This is a genomic window from Geminocystis sp. CENA526, assembly GCF_050753365.1.
Lineage (GTDB): Bacteria > Cyanobacteriota > Cyanobacteriia > Cyanobacteriales > Cyanobacteriaceae > Geminocystis.
Genome location: NZ_JBLZFY010000005.1, coordinates 69,610 through 86,992 on the forward strand (window position 1 = coordinate 69,610; position 17,383 = coordinate 86,992).

At 34.4% G+C, this 17,383-nt stretch carries 11 protein-coding genes and 1 tRNA gene; 6 read left to right on the top strand and 6 right to left on the bottom strand.

Annotated elements, in window-relative coordinates:
- The first annotated feature begins 33 nt into the window (after window positions 1-33).
- The 5 genes from ACN4EE_RS03100 (at window position 34) to sufB (ending at window position 5,546) form a co-directional block, all read left to right on the top strand.
- Window positions 34-1,833: a hypothetical protein gene (locus ACN4EE_RS03100; RefSeq protein WP_431704936.1), complete on the top strand. Its 1,800-nt coding sequence runs from the start codon at window positions 34-36 to the stop codon at window positions 1,831-1,833.
- A gap of 23 nt (window positions 1,834-1,856) precedes the next feature.
- The gene (locus ACN4EE_RS03105; protein WP_431704937.1) at window positions 1,857-2,129 is read left to right on the top strand and encodes a BrnT family toxin; all 273 of its coding nucleotides are present in this window, start codon (window positions 1,857-1,859) and stop codon (window positions 2,127-2,129) included.
- Window positions 2,110-2,349: a type II toxin-antitoxin system BrnA family antitoxin gene (gene brnA, locus ACN4EE_RS03110; protein WP_431704938.1), complete on the top strand. Its 240-nt coding sequence runs from the start codon at window positions 2,110-2,112 to the stop codon at window positions 2,347-2,349. Before ACN4EE_RS03105 ends, brnA begins: the two co-directional genes overlap by 20 nt.
- A 326-nt stretch (window positions 2,350-2,675) precedes the next feature.
- Window positions 2,676-3,776, top strand: a complete 1,101-nt coding sequence (locus ACN4EE_RS03115; protein WP_431704939.1) for a glycosyltransferase family 2 protein — start codon at window positions 2,676-2,678, stop codon at window positions 3,774-3,776.
- Between the two features lie 330 nt (window positions 3,777-4,106).
- Window positions 4,107-5,546 carry a Fe-S cluster assembly protein SufB gene (sufB, locus tag ACN4EE_RS03120; RefSeq protein WP_431704940.1) on the top strand — a complete coding sequence of 480 codons (1,440 nt, stop codon included), beginning with the start codon at window positions 4,107-4,109 and terminating at the stop codon, window positions 5,544-5,546.
- A 136-nt stretch (window positions 5,547-5,682) separates the two neighbouring features.
- On the opposite strand, the gene ribBA is transcribed toward sufB, so the two are convergent.
- The 3 genes from ribBA to ACN4EE_RS03135 all read right to left on the bottom strand — a co-directional run bounded on the left by ribBA (window position 5,683) and on the right by ACN4EE_RS03135 (window position 8,840).
- On the bottom strand, window positions 5,683-7,341 hold the full coding sequence (gene ribBA / locus ACN4EE_RS03125) for a bifunctional 3,4-dihydroxy-2-butanone-4-phosphate synthase/GTP cyclohydrolase II (RefSeq protein WP_431704941.1): 1,659 nt from the start codon (window positions 7,339-7,341) through the stop codon (window positions 5,683-5,685).
- A 222-nt stretch (window positions 7,342-7,563) separates the two neighbouring features.
- A complete protein-coding gene (gene ald / locus ACN4EE_RS03130; RefSeq protein ID WP_431704942.1) occupies window positions 7,564-8,655 on the bottom strand; it encodes an alanine dehydrogenase in 1,092 nt (363 codons plus the stop codon).
- A 111-nt stretch (window positions 8,656-8,766) separates the two neighbouring features.
- Window positions 8,767-8,840, bottom strand: a tRNA-Asp gene (locus tag ACN4EE_RS03135).
- Between the two features lie 619 nt (window positions 8,841-9,459).
- On the opposite strand from ACN4EE_RS03135, the gene ACN4EE_RS03140 reads away from it, so the two are divergent.
- Window positions 9,460-10,623 (top strand): histidine kinase, encoded by a 1,164-nt coding sequence (locus ACN4EE_RS03140; RefSeq protein WP_431704943.1) that lies wholly within the window; start codon window positions 9,460-9,462, stop codon window positions 10,621-10,623.
- A 102-nt stretch (window positions 10,624-10,725) separates the two neighbouring features.
- Here ACN4EE_RS03140 and ACN4EE_RS03145 read toward each other — a convergent pair whose 3' ends face one another.
- From ACN4EE_RS03145 to ACN4EE_RS03155, 3 genes are all read right to left on the bottom strand, one after another.
- Window positions 10,726-12,063: a DUF4912 domain-containing protein gene (locus ACN4EE_RS03145; RefSeq protein ID WP_431704944.1), complete on the bottom strand. Its 1,338-nt coding sequence runs from the start codon at window positions 12,061-12,063 to the stop codon at window positions 10,726-10,728.
- A 422-nt stretch (window positions 12,064-12,485) separates the two neighbouring features.
- Window positions 12,486-13,676, bottom strand: a complete 1,191-nt coding sequence (locus ACN4EE_RS03150) for a sensor histidine kinase (RefSeq protein WP_431704945.1) — start codon at window positions 13,674-13,676, stop codon at window positions 12,486-12,488.
- Between the two features lie 140 nt (window positions 13,677-13,816).
- The gene (locus ACN4EE_RS03155) at window positions 13,817-17,116 is read right to left on the bottom strand and encodes a GAF domain-containing protein (protein WP_431704946.1); all 3,300 of its coding nucleotides are present in this window, start codon (window positions 17,114-17,116) and stop codon (window positions 13,817-13,819) included.
- Between the last annotated feature and the right edge of the window lie 267 nt (window positions 17,117-17,383).

Consider the following 17,383-nt stretch of genomic DNA (forward strand, 5'->3'; position numbering starts at 1 on the left):
TAATTATTGTTTAAAAAATATTAATTATATTAAATGCTTGTTCCTTTAATTAGTGCTTTTATCGGTATTTTAATTAGTCTATTTAGTTGGCTATTTTATCAAAAAAAAATAAATTTTCTACCTTCCAATTTATCCTCTTTCGGTAATAAAAATAAGCTATTTCTTCTTGGTTTAAATCTTATTAGTTTAGGACTATTATTCGGTTTAATCGGTTATTTCTTCAATTTTGGGGTGCTTTTTCGTACTCTGCGGGTGGGTTTATTAATTGTTGGTCTATTTTCTCTTAAAAAATCTTTACAGCAAAATATAGATAATTTTCCTAATTTACCGTTATTTATTAAAAAAATTATTAGGATAACAAATACTCAAATTTTACAAATATTTGCAGGAATTATTGTTAGTTTTTTATTCCTCAAAAGTATTGTGGCAGTGGATTGGACAGGGGGAGATAGTTGGATGTATCAACTCCCCTTTGCCGCTCGTTTTTGGGGTTTAGTTTCCCCTGAACAATATATCTTTGAAGCTGAAAGAGAACCTTTTTATAACACAACGACAATGTTGCCTAATATTTTACAAGGTTTTTTCTGGTATTTGTTGGGAAAAAATCGTCCCCAAGGAGCAAATTTACTCAGTTTTTTTAGTTTAATCGGCTATTTTATTTTCATTAAATATTATCTCAAAATTCCCTATTATTTATCGGTAATTGCTATTTTAGCTGTGCCTTTAATTCATATCGCTTCGACTGCTTCTTATGTGGATTTATTCACTAATATTGGTTTTTCGATCGTACTGATCATAACTTATTTATTGTTTATTAAAGAAGATTTTATTAACTATAAAAATATCTCCATGTTCATTTTAGGAGGATTTATTGCAGGTAATAGTAAATATTTATTAGTACCTCCTTTAGCCTTAGTAATGGCGTTTGTTTTTGCTAGAATTTTATGGTTAATTTTCTATCGTTTTAACCCTACTAATCGACTAAAAAATATAGCTATATTATTGATAACAACAGCAGTCGCAAATGTGATAATGTTTCTGACTTCTATTAAAAATATTATTGTCTATCAAAATCCTTTTTATCCTTTAAAAATAAGCATTTTTGGTTATGAATTAAATCATATTATTGTACCTAGTGGCGATTATATGTCCGATAAAATTGAAGCTATGTCTCCTCTACAAAGATGGCTTTTTTCTTTATTAGAAATAGGTGCTTTTGATGAGCGTCGCCCATGGCATTGGACGATCGCAATGGATTATGTTCCCCTTGATGCTGATACCTTTGGTATGGGGGGATATTTTGCATTTTATGTGGTGTTTAATGTGGTTTTATTTGCTTGGTTATGTCGTCAAAAAAATCCTGAAACTCGTATCGCTTTATGGTTAGTTATTATCATGAGTTTAGTAACTCCTTTTCTTCCTTTTGCATATCAATTGAGATATTATATGTATTGGATAATGGTGTTAATTACTCTCAATTTATACTTATTAATTCAGCAATATGAAATCACTAAAAATAGATGGTTAAAACCGCAAAATTATGCTTATATTGCTATGGCAGTAATGATGATTTTTACCACTCTTACTCGTTGGGATTATACCTATCCTAATACTATGTCTTTAGAAAAATTTATGATCGATCGAGTTGATCAAGATGTTATCACGATGTTAGAGGAAAAAAAAGAGGCTTGTTTAGTGGGTTTTACTCCCCTTACTTTTCTTTATAACTCTGCCTTTCATGAAGGCAAAAATTATAGTGTCAAAGCGGAATTTAACCTCAGTAAAGAAGAAGTTGAAGAAAAATGTGGCGATCGACCTATAATATATAAGTAATAAGTAATAAGAAAATATCAAGTATGTTTAAATTTGAATATGATCCCAATAAAAGTCAATCAAATGTAACAAAGCATGAGATAGATTTTCTCGAAGCCCAAAAATTATGGCAAGACGAAGACTTACTCGAAATACCTGCCAAAACAGAAACCGAACCAAGATGGATTGTTATTGGTAAGCTAAAAGAAAAACATTGGACTGCTGTAATTACTTATCGAGGAGATATGATACGCATTATTTCAGTCCGTAGAGCCAAGAATAAAGAGGTAAAATTGTATGAAAGCTACAGAATTTGACCATAAATTTGAGCAAGGAGAAGATATAATTCCTTACTTAGACTTAACTCAAGCTAAACGCCCCTTAAAAACACTTAAACAGTCATTACAACAAAAAAACTTCCTAAATATTGAACTACCTCAGTGGATGATTCAACAACTAAACCAACAGGCACAACAACAAGGTATTAGTACTGATGTTTTGATACAAGAGTACTTATTGCAACACTTAACACCCTAACATATAACGGTTAAATCTTAGCATTTAACTTCAGTAAAAAGGGAGTTGCGATCGACCTATAATATATAAACAATAAGATTTAGATTCTAATATTAGGCACAGAAAAGGAAGAAGGAGAAAAAGAGGAGAGGGGGAAGATTCATTTATTCTTAATTCTTAATTCTTAATTCTTAATTCTTAATTCTTAATTCTTAATTCTTAATTCTTAATTCTTCATTCTTAATTCTTCATTCTTAATTCTTAATTCTTAATTCTTAATTCTTAATTCTTCATTCTTAATTCTTAATTCTTCATTCTTTATGGATTCCCTCGAATTATCAATCATCATGCCTTGCTTAAATGAAGCAGAAACCCTTGCTACTTGCATCAAAAAAGCACAACAGTATCTTCAAGAATATCAAGTTATCGGAGAAGTGGTTATTGCTGATAATGGTAGTACTGACGGTTCGCAAGATATTGCGATCGAGATGGGAGCAAGATTAGTTAATGTGAAAGAAAAAGGCTATGGTAGTGCGCTAATGGGGGGAATTATGGCGGCGCGGGGAGAATTTATTATCATGGCGGATGCGGATGATAGCTATGATTTTACGGCTTTAAATCCCTTTGTAGAAAAGTTGAGAGGTGGTTATGACTTAGTTATGGGAAATCGTTTTAAGGGTGGCATTAAAGAAGGCGCGATGCCTTTTTTACATAAATATCTAGGGAATCCCGTCTTAACATGGTTAGGGAAATTATTTTTTAAGAGTCCTTGTAATGATTTTCATTGTGGCTTAAGGGGGTTTCGCAAACAAGCCATTCTTAACTTAAATTTACGCACAACGGGCATGGAATTTGCCTCAGAAATGGTGGTAAAAGCCACTTTAAACGGCTTAAAACTAACGGAAGTACCCACTACCTTATCACCCGATGGACGCTCTCGTAAACCCCATTTACGCACATGGAGAGATGGTTGGCGACACTTGAGATTTTTATTATTATACAGTCCTCGTTGGTTGTTTCTTTACCCCGGTATTTTTCTGATGGTAATGGGTTTAGTAGTAACTATGATCTTATTAGCAAGTCCTAGAGTTCACAGTTTATTATATTCTGCCACTGCTATTATTATCGGATTTCAGTTAGTTAATTTTGCTATTTTTACGAAGGTTTATGCTATCCAAGAAGGGTTATTACCTCCTGATAAAAAGTTGTTTAATCTGCTCGATCGATTTACCTTAGAACAAGGGTTAATTTTAGGTTCAATTTTGTTTTTAATAGGGCTTATTACTTCCATTCTTGCCCTGTTTCAGTGGGAATCAACGGGTTTTGGGGCATTAAATCCAGTGCTTACCATGCGTTTAGTTATTCCTTCTGTAACTTCGATCGCCTTGGGATTACAAATCATTTTTGCTAGTTTTTTTCTAAGTGTTTTTCAACTTAAAATTAAATAAGATTTGCTGAATAAATTAGAAGACTAAAACAATCAAGGCATTCAACACATTAAATGAACTAAACCTTTGATTTTAAGTACTAAAGCAAAATAGATTGTATATTTTAAAATTAATGGAAATAACCCATAATCTTTGTTGCCTCTTGCCTGTCTTTATCAGTAAACTTAGATGCGTTCTAGCTTACTCATGGTATTATTTCCCTATCAATGACTTTATTTGTTGATTCTCAGTTAACAACATTGTTATTTATTCATTGTTCATTGTAAAATGGACTTAAACAACAAAAAAGTTGTTTAACTATAAAACTAATTTACTATACTAAAAGAAAATATGAGCGCTTCCGTTAAAACTCTTGTTAATCAACCTTATAAATACGGATTTATTACAGATATTGAATCAGATACTATTCCTAAAGGTTTAAGTGAAGATGTGGTGAGATTGATTTCTGGGAAAAAAAATGAACCTCAATTTATGTTAGATTTTCGTCTCAAGTGTTATCATCAATGGTTGAAAATGAGTGAACCTGAATGGGCTCATGTCGGTTATCCTAGTATCAATTATCAAGATATTATCTATTACAGTGCTCCTAAACAACAAAAGAAAAAATTAGATAGTCTTGATGAAGTTGATCCAACTCTCCTCGAAACCTTTGAAAAGTTGGGCATTCCTTTATCTGAGCAAAAACGTTTAGGTAATGTCGCCGTTGATGCTATTTTTGATAGTGTTTCGATCGCAACCACTTTTAAGGATAAACTAGCTAAAGATGGTGTGATTTTCTGTTCTATTTCCGAAGCGTTACAAGAACATCCTGATTTAGTACAAAAATATTTAGGTAGTGTTGTACCTGCATCGGATAACTATTTTGCGGCGCTTAATGGTGCAGTTTTTAGTGATGGTTCATTTGTATTTATTCCTAAAGGGGTAAAATGTCCAATGGAATTATCCACTTATTTTCGCATCAATAATGGCGATACTGGACAGTTTGAGCGTACTTTAATTGTGGCGGAAGAAGGCGCTTCTGTGAGTTACCTTGAAGGCTGTACCGCTCCTATGTATGATAGTAACCAACTTCATGCGGCGGTGGTGGAATTGGTGGCGTTAGACAACGCTGATATTAAGTATTCCACAGTACAAAACTGGTATGCAGGAGACGAAAATGGTAAGGGTGGTATTTATAATTTCGTTACTAAGCGCGGTTTATGTAAGGGAGTCAATTCCAAAATTTCTTGGACTCAAGTGGAGACTGGTTCTGCGATAACATGGAAATATCCTAGCTGTGTTTTAGTGGGAGATAATTCTGTGGGGGAATTTTACTCGATCGCCTTGACAAATAATATGCAACAGGCGGACACTGGAACTAAGATGGTACATATTGGCAAAAATACTCGCAGTACGATTATTTCTAAAGGAATTTCGGCTGGAAACTCCAAAAATAGCTATCGTGGCTTAGTGAAAATGGGTAATAAAGCTACAGGTGCAAGAAATTACTCTCAATGTGATTCTATGCTGATTGGAGATTGTGCCGAAGCTAACACCTTTCCTTATATCCAAGTCGATAATAGTGGTGCTAAAGTTGAACATGAAGCCTCCACTTCTAAAATTGGGGAAGATCAATTGTTCTATTTTGCTCAACGAGGTATTTCCGAAGAAGATGCGGTGTCAATGTTGGTAAGTGGATTCTGTAAAGATGTCTTAAACGAGTTACCCATGGAATTTGCCGCCGAAGCGGATAAACTTTTGAGTCTCAAATTAGAGGGTAGTGTGGGATAAGTATTAAGTTTTACAAAAAAACCAGATGAAGATGAGAGGGAGAAAATTGGGTATTAGGGTATTGGGGTATTGGGGAGTAATTGTTGCATGAGTGCCTGTTGTCTTTCTTAATTCTTAATTCTTAATTCTTAATTCCTCATTCCAGCTTATAAATAGTTTGAGTTTCTAAGGGATAATTTAACTCATTAATCGATAAATTTTGAGCAATATTTTTTCTGTCTAAGGTTACTTTTAAGCCTAACATGGGATCTTCTCCATCGGCGATTAAAAATTGTAAATTATCTAAACTTTCCCATGAGGTAATTTGAGTTAAAATGTCTAAAATTGCTTTTAAATAAGGGTGATTTTTATGTTTATACCATCCTGATTCGATCGAATTTGCCTTATCAAAACCGAGATGAAAAATCATGGAAGGTTGACTAAATAAGGCGATCGAAACTGGTCGGGTTTCTTCCTGTACAATTAAGTTATTACTACGCGCTAAATTCCTTAAATTTTCTAGTTTTTGATAACGTTTTGTGGCAGAATTTAAGGGATTTTTCCATGTAATTGCTACGGTGCAAAGATAGGTTTGTAATAATAAATGTCCTAATTTTTCGGCTTTGGTGGCTAAATAATTGGAGTTATAGTCATTTGCTTCTATAAATAATGGTACTCGATCGACAATTTCGATACCATACCCTTTTAACCCTGCTATTTTACGAGGGTTATTGGTAATTAAACGAATCTTACTGATACCTAAATCGTTTAACATTTGTGCGCCCATGCCATAATCGCGCAAATCCGCAGGAAAACCTAATTTTTCGTTTGCCTCCACTGTATCAAAACCTTTATCTTGTAAAGTGTAAGCCTTGAGTTTGTTAACTAAACCTATACCCCGCCCTTCTTGACGTAAATAGACGACAACCCCTAAACCGTGATTCTCTATCATTTTTAATGCCGCTTGTAACTGCATTCGACAATCACAACGTAATGAGCCTAAAGCGTCTCCTGTCAAGCATTCTGAGTGCATTCTTACCATGACGGGATGATGTCCAAATTCGTTAATATCTCCTTTCACAATGGCGATATGCTCAGTATTATCTAAGGCGTTACGATAGGCGTAGATTTGAAAATCGCCGAATTGACTGGGAAAGTTACAAATTGTTTCTCTATAGACAAATCGATCGTACTTTAGGCGATAACTGATTAAATCAGCAATGCTAATTAATTTTAAGTGATGTTGTTGAGCATAGTTATAAAGTTCGGGTAATCTTGCCATACTGCCGTCTGGATTCTGGATTTCACAAATTACCCCCGCAGGATATAACCCTGCTAACCTTGCTAAATCTACGGCAGCCTCTGTATGCCCAGCCCTTTTCAAAACCCCTCCTTTTTTGGCGCGTAGGGGGAAAATATGCCCCGGTCTTGCTAAATCTTCGGGTTGTGTGGTAGGATTAATGGCAATTTGAATAGTTTTGGCTCGATCGTCCGCAGAAATACCAGTGCTTACCCCCAAATGTTTTGCTCCATCGATACTCACGGTAAAAGCAGTTTGGTTACTATCAGTATTTTTCGTCACCATTAAGGGCAAATCTAACTCGTCTAATCTTTCTCCAGTCATTGCCAGACAAATTAAACCCCTTGCTTCCACCGCCATAAAATTAATCATATCTGGGGTAGCAAATTGAGCGGCACAAATCACATCTCCTTCATTTTCTCTATTTTCATCGTCCACAACTACAACTGAACGACCAGCTTTTATATCTGCTAATGCTTCTTCGATCGAATTAAATGGGATATTTTCTATAGACACAATTTAAAACTTACAATGGGGTAACTATTTTTACTCCATTTTACCAGAAAATAAAGGCGTTCAAAGAATGAAGAATAAAGAATGAGGAATGAAGAATGAAGAATGAGGAATGAAGAATGAAGAATTAATAGGATTTACTTTACCGATTACCGATTACCGATTACCGATTACCCATTATCCATTACTTCCCTTTATCAAAATACTATGAAATACTCTAATAAGTTAGGATACGATCGAAAGATCGGGAAATACTTGTTGTACAGCAGGATGTACTAAACGATGGTATTGTATATTTAATCCTAGTGCTAAACTATTATCCTGTTTCAATGCCCCAATACCCTGATTTGCCAGTTTAATAATATAAGGTAAAGTATTATTGTTTAATGCTTGAGTAGCGGTACGAGGTACAGCCCCCGGCAAATTGGGAATACCTAAATGAATTACCCCTTCTTCAACATAACTAGGATTACTATGGGAAGTTGTGCGTAAAGTTTCAATACAACCACCTTGATCCACAGCTACATCCATAATAACTGAACCTGTAGTCATTTGTTTTACTAATTCTCTACTGACGAGAATAGGGGCTTTTCTCCCCGTGATTAACACTGCACCGATGAGTAAATCTGCATTTTTGACGCTTTGGGCGATATGTTGAGAATTACTATACAATAACTCTACCCTTGAGCCAAAAATAGTTTCGAGGTAGGATAATCGATCGATATTAACATCTAAAATAGTAACTTTTGCCCCCATACCCACCGCAATTTTAGCGGCTTCTGTACCCACAATACCTCCTCCTAGAATTACCACATTTCCTTGAGCAACCCCCGGCATTCCCCCCAATAAAATACCTTTGCCACCCTGTTGTTTTTCAAGGTATCTCGCTCCAATTTGTACCGATAATCGCCCTGCGATGATACTCATGGGAGTTAACAGGGGTAATCTTCCATCGGGTAATTGTACCGTTTCGTAAGCAATGGCTGTAACACCACTTTTGAGCAAAAATTCTGTTAAACTTCGATCGGCGGCTAGATGAAGATAAGTAAATAAAATTTGTCCAGAGTGGATATACTGATATTCTGAAGGTAAAGGCTCTTTGACTTTAACAATTAATTCTTGATTCCATGCGGTTTGACTATCGACAATAGTAGCCCCTACTTTTTCGTAATCTTCATTGGTAAAACCAGAACCTAAACCTGCATTATCTTCGATAAATACTTGATGATGTTGTTCAACAAGGACTTTTGCACTAGCTGGAGTTATACCAACTCGAAATTCTTGATCTTTGATTTCTTTAGGAACACCTATTTTCATCTTGATTATTCTTGAGAATCATTAATTAATATTAAATTATAAATGCTAAATTACCATAATTCTTAAAGGTTAAATAACCGAATACGAAAAAAAAATAAGCAACAAAAAAGACGGGACTGACGGGACTCGAACCCGCGACATCTTGCGTGACAGGCAAGCACTCTAACCAGCTGAGCTACAATCCCATTTGAATTAACTCACATTTTCAATGATAACGAATCTTTAAAAAATTGTCAACCTAAAATTTTAAATAAATAGAGTCTGCTGAAAAAGTCTTTTGATGAAGAGAGGGGAGAGGGAAGAGGGAAGAAATGACAAAAATCAAGGTTTTGATGCATTACACAATAAACAAAAATTATAAGTGTATTGTGAGCAATAAGATTTTAAATACCCTGTTTTTGACCAAAAATTGTGAAAACTGCACACTTTTCAGTTGATGTAGTATGTCCAAACCGTTGATTTTAATAGTCTTCTGATTTATTCAGCAAACCCTAAATAGTCAGTAAAAAGTTAGGTTAAAGATGAGGTAATGTTTTCCATGAGGAGACATATAAACAATTTTCTTGATATTGAGAAAATTTGGACTCAAATTAAGGTAATATTGTATAAATAAGTGCTTAATCTTTTATTCATAATTTATAATTAGCAAAATTTACGCATTTAGTACCTTATTTCCTTAGATGGAACTATAAGAAGTTGCTTTGTGTAAATCTTAATTAAATTAAATCAGAAATTCGATCGTTGGATAAAAAGAAAAGCCTTTTCCTTCACAAGACAGAGATTGTCAGACTTTGAGGTTTTGTCATGTCGTCATTTCCCAATGAATCAGAATTACTTTTTAATGGAAAAAATAAAGACAAAAAAAATAGTCTTCAGTTATTATTATTTGTTGATAATCGTCACAGTTCACAAAAAAATATTGAGCAAATTAAAAACTATTTACATAGTTTAACTGTGGATTATGATTTTCAGTTAGAAGTTTTAGAAATTAGTAAAAACCCCCACTTAGTCGAACATTTTAAATTAGTAGCAACCCCTGCTTTAGTCAAAGTAAATCCTCCGCCTCAACACACTTTAGCAGGAAGTAATTTAACAGCACAACTGCAAAAATGTTGGTACAAATGGCAAGATTCTTTAACAGATAATAATTCTCATAAATTTACTAATAATAATTCAATTTTAGAAACCTGTTTACCCTCCGTTGATTTAATTCATTTAGAAGATGAGCTTTTTCAATTAAAACAAGAAATAGAGCATTTAAAGCAACAAATAAAATTTAAAGATCAAATGTTAACTATGTTAGCCCATGACTTAAGAAGTCCTCTGACTGCCGCTTCTATTGCTTTAGAGACGATCGAACTAGCTCAAAATAAAGAAGATTGGCAAAATAATAAATCATTATATAAAAGACTGTTTCAACAAGCCAAAAATCAATTTTCTTTGATGAATAAAATGATTGGCACGTTACTAGAAACCTCAAAAAATATTAACGGACAATTTAATATTATCCCCAAAAAAGTAAATTTAACTGCACTGTCATTAGAAATAATTGAAGATTTAGAGAGTAAATTAATAGAAAAAAATCAATCTATTATTAAAGAAATCCCTCAAGAATTACCCTTTGTTTATGCAGATGAAAACTTAATCAGGCAAGTTTTAATTAACTTATTAGAAAATGCTATTAAATATAGCCCCAATACCGTTCCTATTACCCTATCAATTATTCACAAAACCAGTCAAAAAATTCAAATAAGTGTTATAGATATGGGTTCTGGTATTCCAGATACAAAAAAAGAGCGTATTTTTGAAGATCATTTTCGTTTAAAAAGAGATCAAAAAGAGGACGGTTATGGTATCGGTTTAACTCTGTGTCGGCGTATCATTAATGCCCATTATGGAGAGATTTGGGTAGATGATAATGGTTCTCAAGGTAGTTGTTTTCGTTTTACCCTTCCAGTTTATAACTAAGTAGGGTTTACTCAATAAGTATTTTGATGAGGGTAGGGAAAAGGAAAGAGGGAAATGGTGGGAAATGGTGGGCAATGCCCACCCTACTTTATTTAACTTCAATTAACGTACGGGAGGAAACCACTCTAAAACGGCTTCTTCTTTGGTGTTGGTATTACGGGAAGGTGTGGCTCGATCGAAAGTCATGTGAACCGATCGAGTTTGCTCACCATCGGCGGCTACCGCTACAATGGGATAGTCGATGTTACCGTCTTGGAAAGACATTTGGAAACGGAAAGTACCGTCTGGATTTAACTTGATTTCTCTACCACCAATGGTAACTTTAGCGTCTGGTTCAGTAGCACCATAAACGATTAACTCCGCATCGGCAATTAACCAGAATTTACGAGGTTTGGTGGGCATCATCTCCGAGGAGAATCCTGCACCCGAACCCGAAGCCAAGCCTAAGCCATAACCAGAGCCAGACATTAAACCTAAACCAGAGCCTGAAGCAATGGCACTTTCACCAGCCCACATTCCAATTCCAGAAGGGAATACATAGGAACTAAGAGCATTTTCGGGAATCATGGAACTAGGTGCTTGTTGCATACTACCGTATAGAGAACCTGCAACCCTTTGAGCTTCTACGCTTTGGGCTAAACCGAACACTTGATCATGGATTTGACCGTAATAAGTGCTTTGTTGTTGCTGTTGTGCCGCCATGGCCGCTTTTTTAGCAGGAGGCGTAAGTTTATAAACGGTTTGGGTTTTTAAATCGGCTTCCCAAGGTACAGTGACAAATACATCTTCTACCCAGTCGCTAGGGTAAACAGGAGGTACTCTCACGGGTACGGAACGAGCTAACACTAACCAACGTCCGTCAAAACAACGATAGCCGATGTCGATTACATAGTCTCGATCGCTCACTGGAATAGGTAAATACCATTCCCGGGCTAATTCATCACAAAGATATTCTTGAATGTTGTGAGGACTTTGATAGTTCAAGTCAATGTCGGTGACATCGTATAATCTCAAAGCTAACTGTTGTCCACCTTGACGGCGTAAGTCTTCTTTTCGATCGTGGGGTACATCCCAATAAGTATAAGCCCATTGAGGATCACGGGGCATTAAAACAATGCGACTTTCACCGTAACCGCCGGGTAATTCACCGAAGCCCTCGTCCACATCAGCGAGGGGACCTCCTATTAAATCATCTTGTCCGACTTCAAATTTAGATACTTCCATTTTTTGTTCCTCTTGATTATTAGATTGATTGGATAAATTAGTTTGATTATTGGAATTGATATTATTGCTAGAAATAAATTCGGTTTCTTTTTCTTGAATGACACTTAATAATTGGGCTTTGCGCATTCGACTATAACGAGGAATATTCAAAGCGCTAGCGACTTTGCGTAGTTGCCTTAAGGTCATTTCCTCTAAGGGAGGTCTGAGCTTGGACATAAGATAAAATCTTGGTGGTTTTTAGTTTTTAATCAATATTCAGATCATAAGTTACTTACTCAAAAGATTTGGCTTAAATGTACCCTTTCAGGTTCAAAGTTGTTTAATCTTTTTGGGGATCAATTACTTAACTTTATGTAACAAAATCTAACCCCGATTCGTCAAGGGGTACAATCTATTATTTAAGTTTTGTTAACCAAAAATCGTCATTGTGGGGATATAAATGTTATGGTTTCTTGACATTGAACTCGATCGATCTGCTTATGTCCTAGTAAATGTCATGGTTTCTTGATATTTTATTTTTTCAAGTCTAGGACTTATGTATTTATCGCCAAAATTAAAGTTAATTGAGATTGCTTCGTACCTCGCAATGACAGAATATCCTTATTCTTCTCATCTTCTAATGTCTAACTCAGGTTAGCTTAAGACTTCATTCTAGGTAATTGGAAATAAAAAATAGCGCCTTTATTTATCTCTCCTTCACACCAGATTTTGCCCCCGTGAAGATGAATAATTTTTTGTACGGTGGCTAATCCAATCCCTGTACCTTCAAAATCGGCACTACTATGTAATCTCACAAAAGGGGTAAAAATTGTATCCACTTTTTCCATGTCAAAACCAGCCCCATTATCTTTTACATAAAATATCTGCTGATTATCTCCCACATTGATATTATCTATCGTGCCAAATTCGATCGAAACATTCTCACTTTTAGCAGTATATTTATAAGCATTAGAAAGTAAATTATCTAAGGCAATATAAAGAAGATTGGGATCACCATAAACTGAAAGATTAGGAGTTATTTTCCAATCAATAACTCGATCCCGAAGGGGGGCATCTCGATCGATTTGTTTTTGATTGAGAGTACTAATAATATGATGGGCTAAAGAGGTTAAATCAACATTTTCAAGATTTAACTGTTGAGAATTAATATAAGTCAAGCGACTTAAATCTTTGATAATTTGTTCAATTAACCTAGAAGAAGAAATAATATAGTCTAAAGCCTCATTAGATTTTTGATTGTTTGGAGTATAACCATTTTCTCTGAGTATTTGACTGAATCCCGTGATAATGGCTAATTCATTACGAATATCATGGCACACTCGATGATTAAAAGCCTCTAATTCTTGATTAACAATCTCTAATTCTTGTTTTTGCAATTCCAATTTTTGATTAATAGAAATCAACATTTCGTTTCTTTCTTCTAATCTTTTTTTAGTTTTAATAAGTTGTAATTGATTTTTTACTCTAGCTAAAACTTCAGGAATATGAAACGGTTTAGTTATATAGTCAACTCCTCCTATTTGAAAGGCTTTGATTTTATCAAAAGTTTCACTTAAAGCACTTAAAAAAATCACGGGAATATGTTGAGTTTTAGGATTATTTTTTAATCGCTGACAAACTTCATAACCGTCCATTTCAGGCATTTTTATATCTAATAATATCAAATCAGGAGAGTCTAGTTCAGCAATTTTCAAGGCTTGTTTTCCATTTAATACCCTACGAACTTCATAATTTTGCTCTGTTAAGATTTGGAATAATAACTCTAAGTTTTCAGGAATATCATCAACAATTAAAATATCCCCTTTTGATGTTTCTTGATTTTCAGCCATGATTTAATTACTAGCAGTAATTTTGTACTAAAATTGATTTTTTTGACAAATCTCACACATTATTACAGCAAATATTGTTTTTGTAAATAGTGAATAATGGATAATGGATAAGATTAACTCCTTTAATTCTCAATTCTTACTTATTCCAGAGTAACGCACATTTGGGCAATTTTGTCAAATAATAATTTATTAATTAAGTCTAATAGATATTGTGTTAGTTGAGGATGTTCGATTTCGATTTCTTTTACTAATTTTCTTAGTTGTTTTTCCCTAGCGGTTAGGGCTGATTTATAAAGTTTTTCAAGCCATTGGGGGTTCATTTGGGCTAACTCTTGTTGACACTGTAATTCAAGGTTCGATCGAGCTAAATGGGTTTCAGCTTTTGCCGATGACTCATAAATAAATGTTATACCTAAATGTTGAGCGATTTTGTCATAAATAATTTCTTCTCGGAAGGGTTTGGCAACAAAATCATCGCAACCTGCTTGTAATAAGTTCGATCGTTCTCCATCAAAGACATTAGCAGTTAAAGCAATAATTTTAGTGACAAAATCGGAGGATTGTTGTTGACGAATGATTTTTGTGGCTTCATCCCCATTTAAGACTGGCATTCGCATATCCATCCAAATTAAATGAGGTTGCCATGTTTGCCATAATGACACAGCTTCTTGTCCATTTTCTGCTTCTTTGACAACAAAACCGATTTCTGAAAGCATATTCATTAAAATTAAGCGACTTTCTAACTTATCATCCACTATCAAAATACGATATTCTTGATGTTGTCCAGAAAACCCAATTATTTTATTTAATTTTACCGAAGAACTCTCAATATTATGAATTATTTGAACAGGGATAGAAAATTGAAAAGTTGAACCTTCATTTACTTGACTTTTTACGGTGATTTCACCCCCCATTAATTCTACAAATTTTTTACTAATAGGTAAACCTAAACCAGTACCTTCTTGAGAGTTTCTTCCTGATGCTGTTTGGATAAAGGGTTCAAATAAAATATCGATTTCTTGTTCTGCAATTCCTAATCCTGTATCTTGGATACTAAAACTAATATAGGATTGTAAGTCGTGATTTTGCCAAAAATTACAGTTTAAATTTACTTCTCCTTTTTCGGTAAATTTGATACCATTACTTAATAAATTTATCAAAACTTGACGCAATTTATTCTCATCTCCATGGATAAATTGAGGGGTATTTTTAGAACAATTAAACTTTAATTCTAAACCTTTACATTGGGCTTTTAATTCAAACATTTCTTTTAAACTCTGTAATAAAAAATAGAGATCAAAATCATTGTTATTGAGGAGAATTTTACCCGATTCAATCTTGGACATTTCTAAAACGTCACTGAGTAAGGTTAATAAATGTTCTCCCGATCGAGCTATGATATTCAGATATTCTTTTTGTTTAGAATTAAGGGTAGAATCACGGTTAAGAAGATTAGCAAATCCTAAAATAGCATTGAGAGGAGTCCTTAATTCATGGCTCATGTTTGCTAAAAACTCACCCTTTGCTTTATTGGCGGATTGTGCCTTTTCAGAGGTAGTTGCTAGTTGTTGTAATAAGTTGGCGTGTTGTACTGCAACTCCTAATTGCTCCCCAATACGTTTAATCAGGTTAATTTCATGGGCATACCAATAACGAGGATTCGTATTTTGATAGGTGGCTAACAATCCCCATAATTTTTCCCCTGCAAAAATGGGTGCTATCATATAAGCCTTGATTTCAAACATTTCTAAAATCTCGATGTGACAAGGCTCATGCCCCACAGTATAAATGTTCTCTACGGCAAAGGTTTCATGGTTAGCATACCTTCCTCCTTGGGTTTCCTGTAAATAAGTATCCGTCCACATAAATCTTTCATTGGCAATATTTAAGGGAGTCCAATGCTTACTCATGGATTCATAAATAAATTCTCCACTCCAATCGGGAAAAAAACGATAGACGACGGTTCGATCGCACTGTAAAGCCTGACGAATTTCATCGGTAGCGGTTTTAAAAACTTCTTCTATATCTAAGGATGAACGCATACTTTCAATAATATGGGCGATCGTGCGTTCTTGATCTGCAATTAAAATCTGTTGTTGCTTTTGTTTTTCTACCTCCGCTAAGGCAATTTGTAATTCTTCCGTACGTTTTTTCTGTTGATTAAATAAATCAGCTTGTTGTAGTGCTACACCTAGTTGAATGGTAATTTTCTTCAAAAATTCGATTTCTTCTTCTTTCCATTGACGGGGAGATGAACATTGATGAACACATAACAACCCCCATAACTTTTTGTTGCGGGTAATAGGTAAAACTAAGTTAGCACGAACTTGAAAGCGAGAAAGGATAGAGATATGACAATCACTAAAATTGGCGGTATAAATATCTTGTATAGATAAAATATGACCTTCTTGATAGAGTGTCGTGTATTTATCTCCGAAACAACGATCGATCACTTTCTGATGGATAACGGATTGATAAGGTTCGATAACATTTTCTGACACAAATAGCCCATCGTGATAATTAGTATAATCTGAAAACTGAAAGATTGCGACTCGATCGGCGTTAAATAACTGTCTAACTTCTTCGGTGACGGTATCAAAAATAGTATCTAAGTCTAAAGTACGGCGAATTTTATCGATTACTTCCGCTAAGGCTTTTTCTTTCTTAGTTTCTTGAATTAGCTGTTCTTCTTTAAGTTTTGCTTGAAAATCTAAGGTTTTTTGTAATTCCAAATAACGAGTTTCTGATGCTTTTAATAGTTCAGCTTGATCAATGGCAATACCTAAATGATCACTAATTTGACTGAGAAAATGAATATCGATTTTTTGCCATTCCCTGGGTCCAGAATTGTGATAAACAGCCAATAAACCCCATAACTTTTGTTGATGATAAATAGCAACAATGGCGTAAGCTCTAGCCTGATAACGTTCTAATACCTTGAGATAACATTGAGAAAATCCTGCCTGATAAATGTCATTACACACCCGAAAAGCATTACTAGGGGTAAAATTATTACCTTTAGTTTGTTGTAAATAACTATCTGTTGCCGAAGTTGTAGATTTTAAATATTTTATAGTACAATCACTAACATTTGTTTTGATCTGTTCATCTTCATGTTGTTTATGCACTAGAGAAGTCCAGCCATGGGCGACAGATTCCACAATAAATTCTCCGCTACCATCGGGATTAAATCGATAAATTGCCACTCGATCGGCTTTTAATAACTTTCTGGTTTCTTTTGTGGCTATATCAAAAATCTCATTTAAGTTAAGAGTCCTACGAATTTTAGAAATAATACCAGACAGAATATTAACTTGATAGGATACTTCTACTTGGGAGGAAAACTGATCAAATTTATTTTCTAGTCGATCGATTTTATCCTCAAATTGCTCAAATTTGCGCCAGTTTCGATCGTTTTGTTTCCTTTTTCTATATACCATGATCAAAAAAACTCATTTCCTTTTATAATATCTCAAATTTTTCAACACAGTAAAACTACGGTTCTTCTACTTTGAGTATGAGAAATTAATCGAAAAGGTTGTCAGGTATCAGTTTGCAGGTATTAGGTTAAATTCAAACTGTTAATTTATCACAATTGCATTTTTTATTAATTCTTGAAAATAACTACAACTGTTACCCATTCCCTCTTCCCTCTTCACTTTTCCCTCTCTCAATCAGTAAACTTGGATGCGTTCTAGCTTAAAATA

What these genes read in the sequence shown, in the direction of transcription:
- sufB (WP_431704940.1), top strand. Translation starts at nt 4,107, where the DNA reads ATGAGCGCTTCCGTTAAAACTCTTGTTAATCAACCTTATAAATACGGA.
- ACN4EE_RS03145 (WP_431704944.1), bottom strand. Translation starts at nt 12,063, where the DNA reads ATGTCCAAGCTCAGACCTCCCTTAGAGGAAATGACCTTAAGGCAACTA.
- ACN4EE_RS03115 (WP_431704939.1), top strand. Translation starts at nt 2,676, where the DNA reads ATGCCTTGCTTAAATGAAGCAGAAACCCTTGCTACTTGCATCAAAAAA.
- brnA (WP_431704938.1), top strand. Translation starts at nt 2,110, where the DNA reads ATGAAAGCTACAGAATTTGACCATAAATTTGAGCAAGGAGAAGATATA.
- ACN4EE_RS03105 (WP_431704937.1), top strand. Translation starts at nt 1,857, where the DNA reads ATGTTTAAATTTGAATATGATCCCAATAAAAGTCAATCAAATGTAACA.
- ACN4EE_RS03150 (WP_431704945.1), bottom strand. Translation starts at nt 13,676, where the DNA reads ATGGCTGAAAATCAAGAAACATCAAAAGGGGATATTTTAATTGTTGAT.
- ACN4EE_RS03140 (WP_431704943.1), top strand. Translation starts at nt 9,460, where the DNA reads ATGTCGTCATTTCCCAATGAATCAGAATTACTTTTTAATGGAAAAAAT.
- ACN4EE_RS03155 (WP_431704946.1), bottom strand. Translation starts at nt 17,116, where the DNA reads ATGGTATATAGAAAAAGGAAACAAAACGATCGAAACTGGCGCAAATTT.
- ald (WP_431704942.1), bottom strand. Translation starts at nt 8,655, where the DNA reads ATGAAAATAGGTGTTCCTAAAGAAATCAAAGATCAAGAATTTCGAGTT.
- ACN4EE_RS03100 (WP_431704936.1), top strand. Translation starts at nt 34, where the DNA reads ATGCTTGTTCCTTTAATTAGTGCTTTTATCGGTATTTTAATTAGTCTA.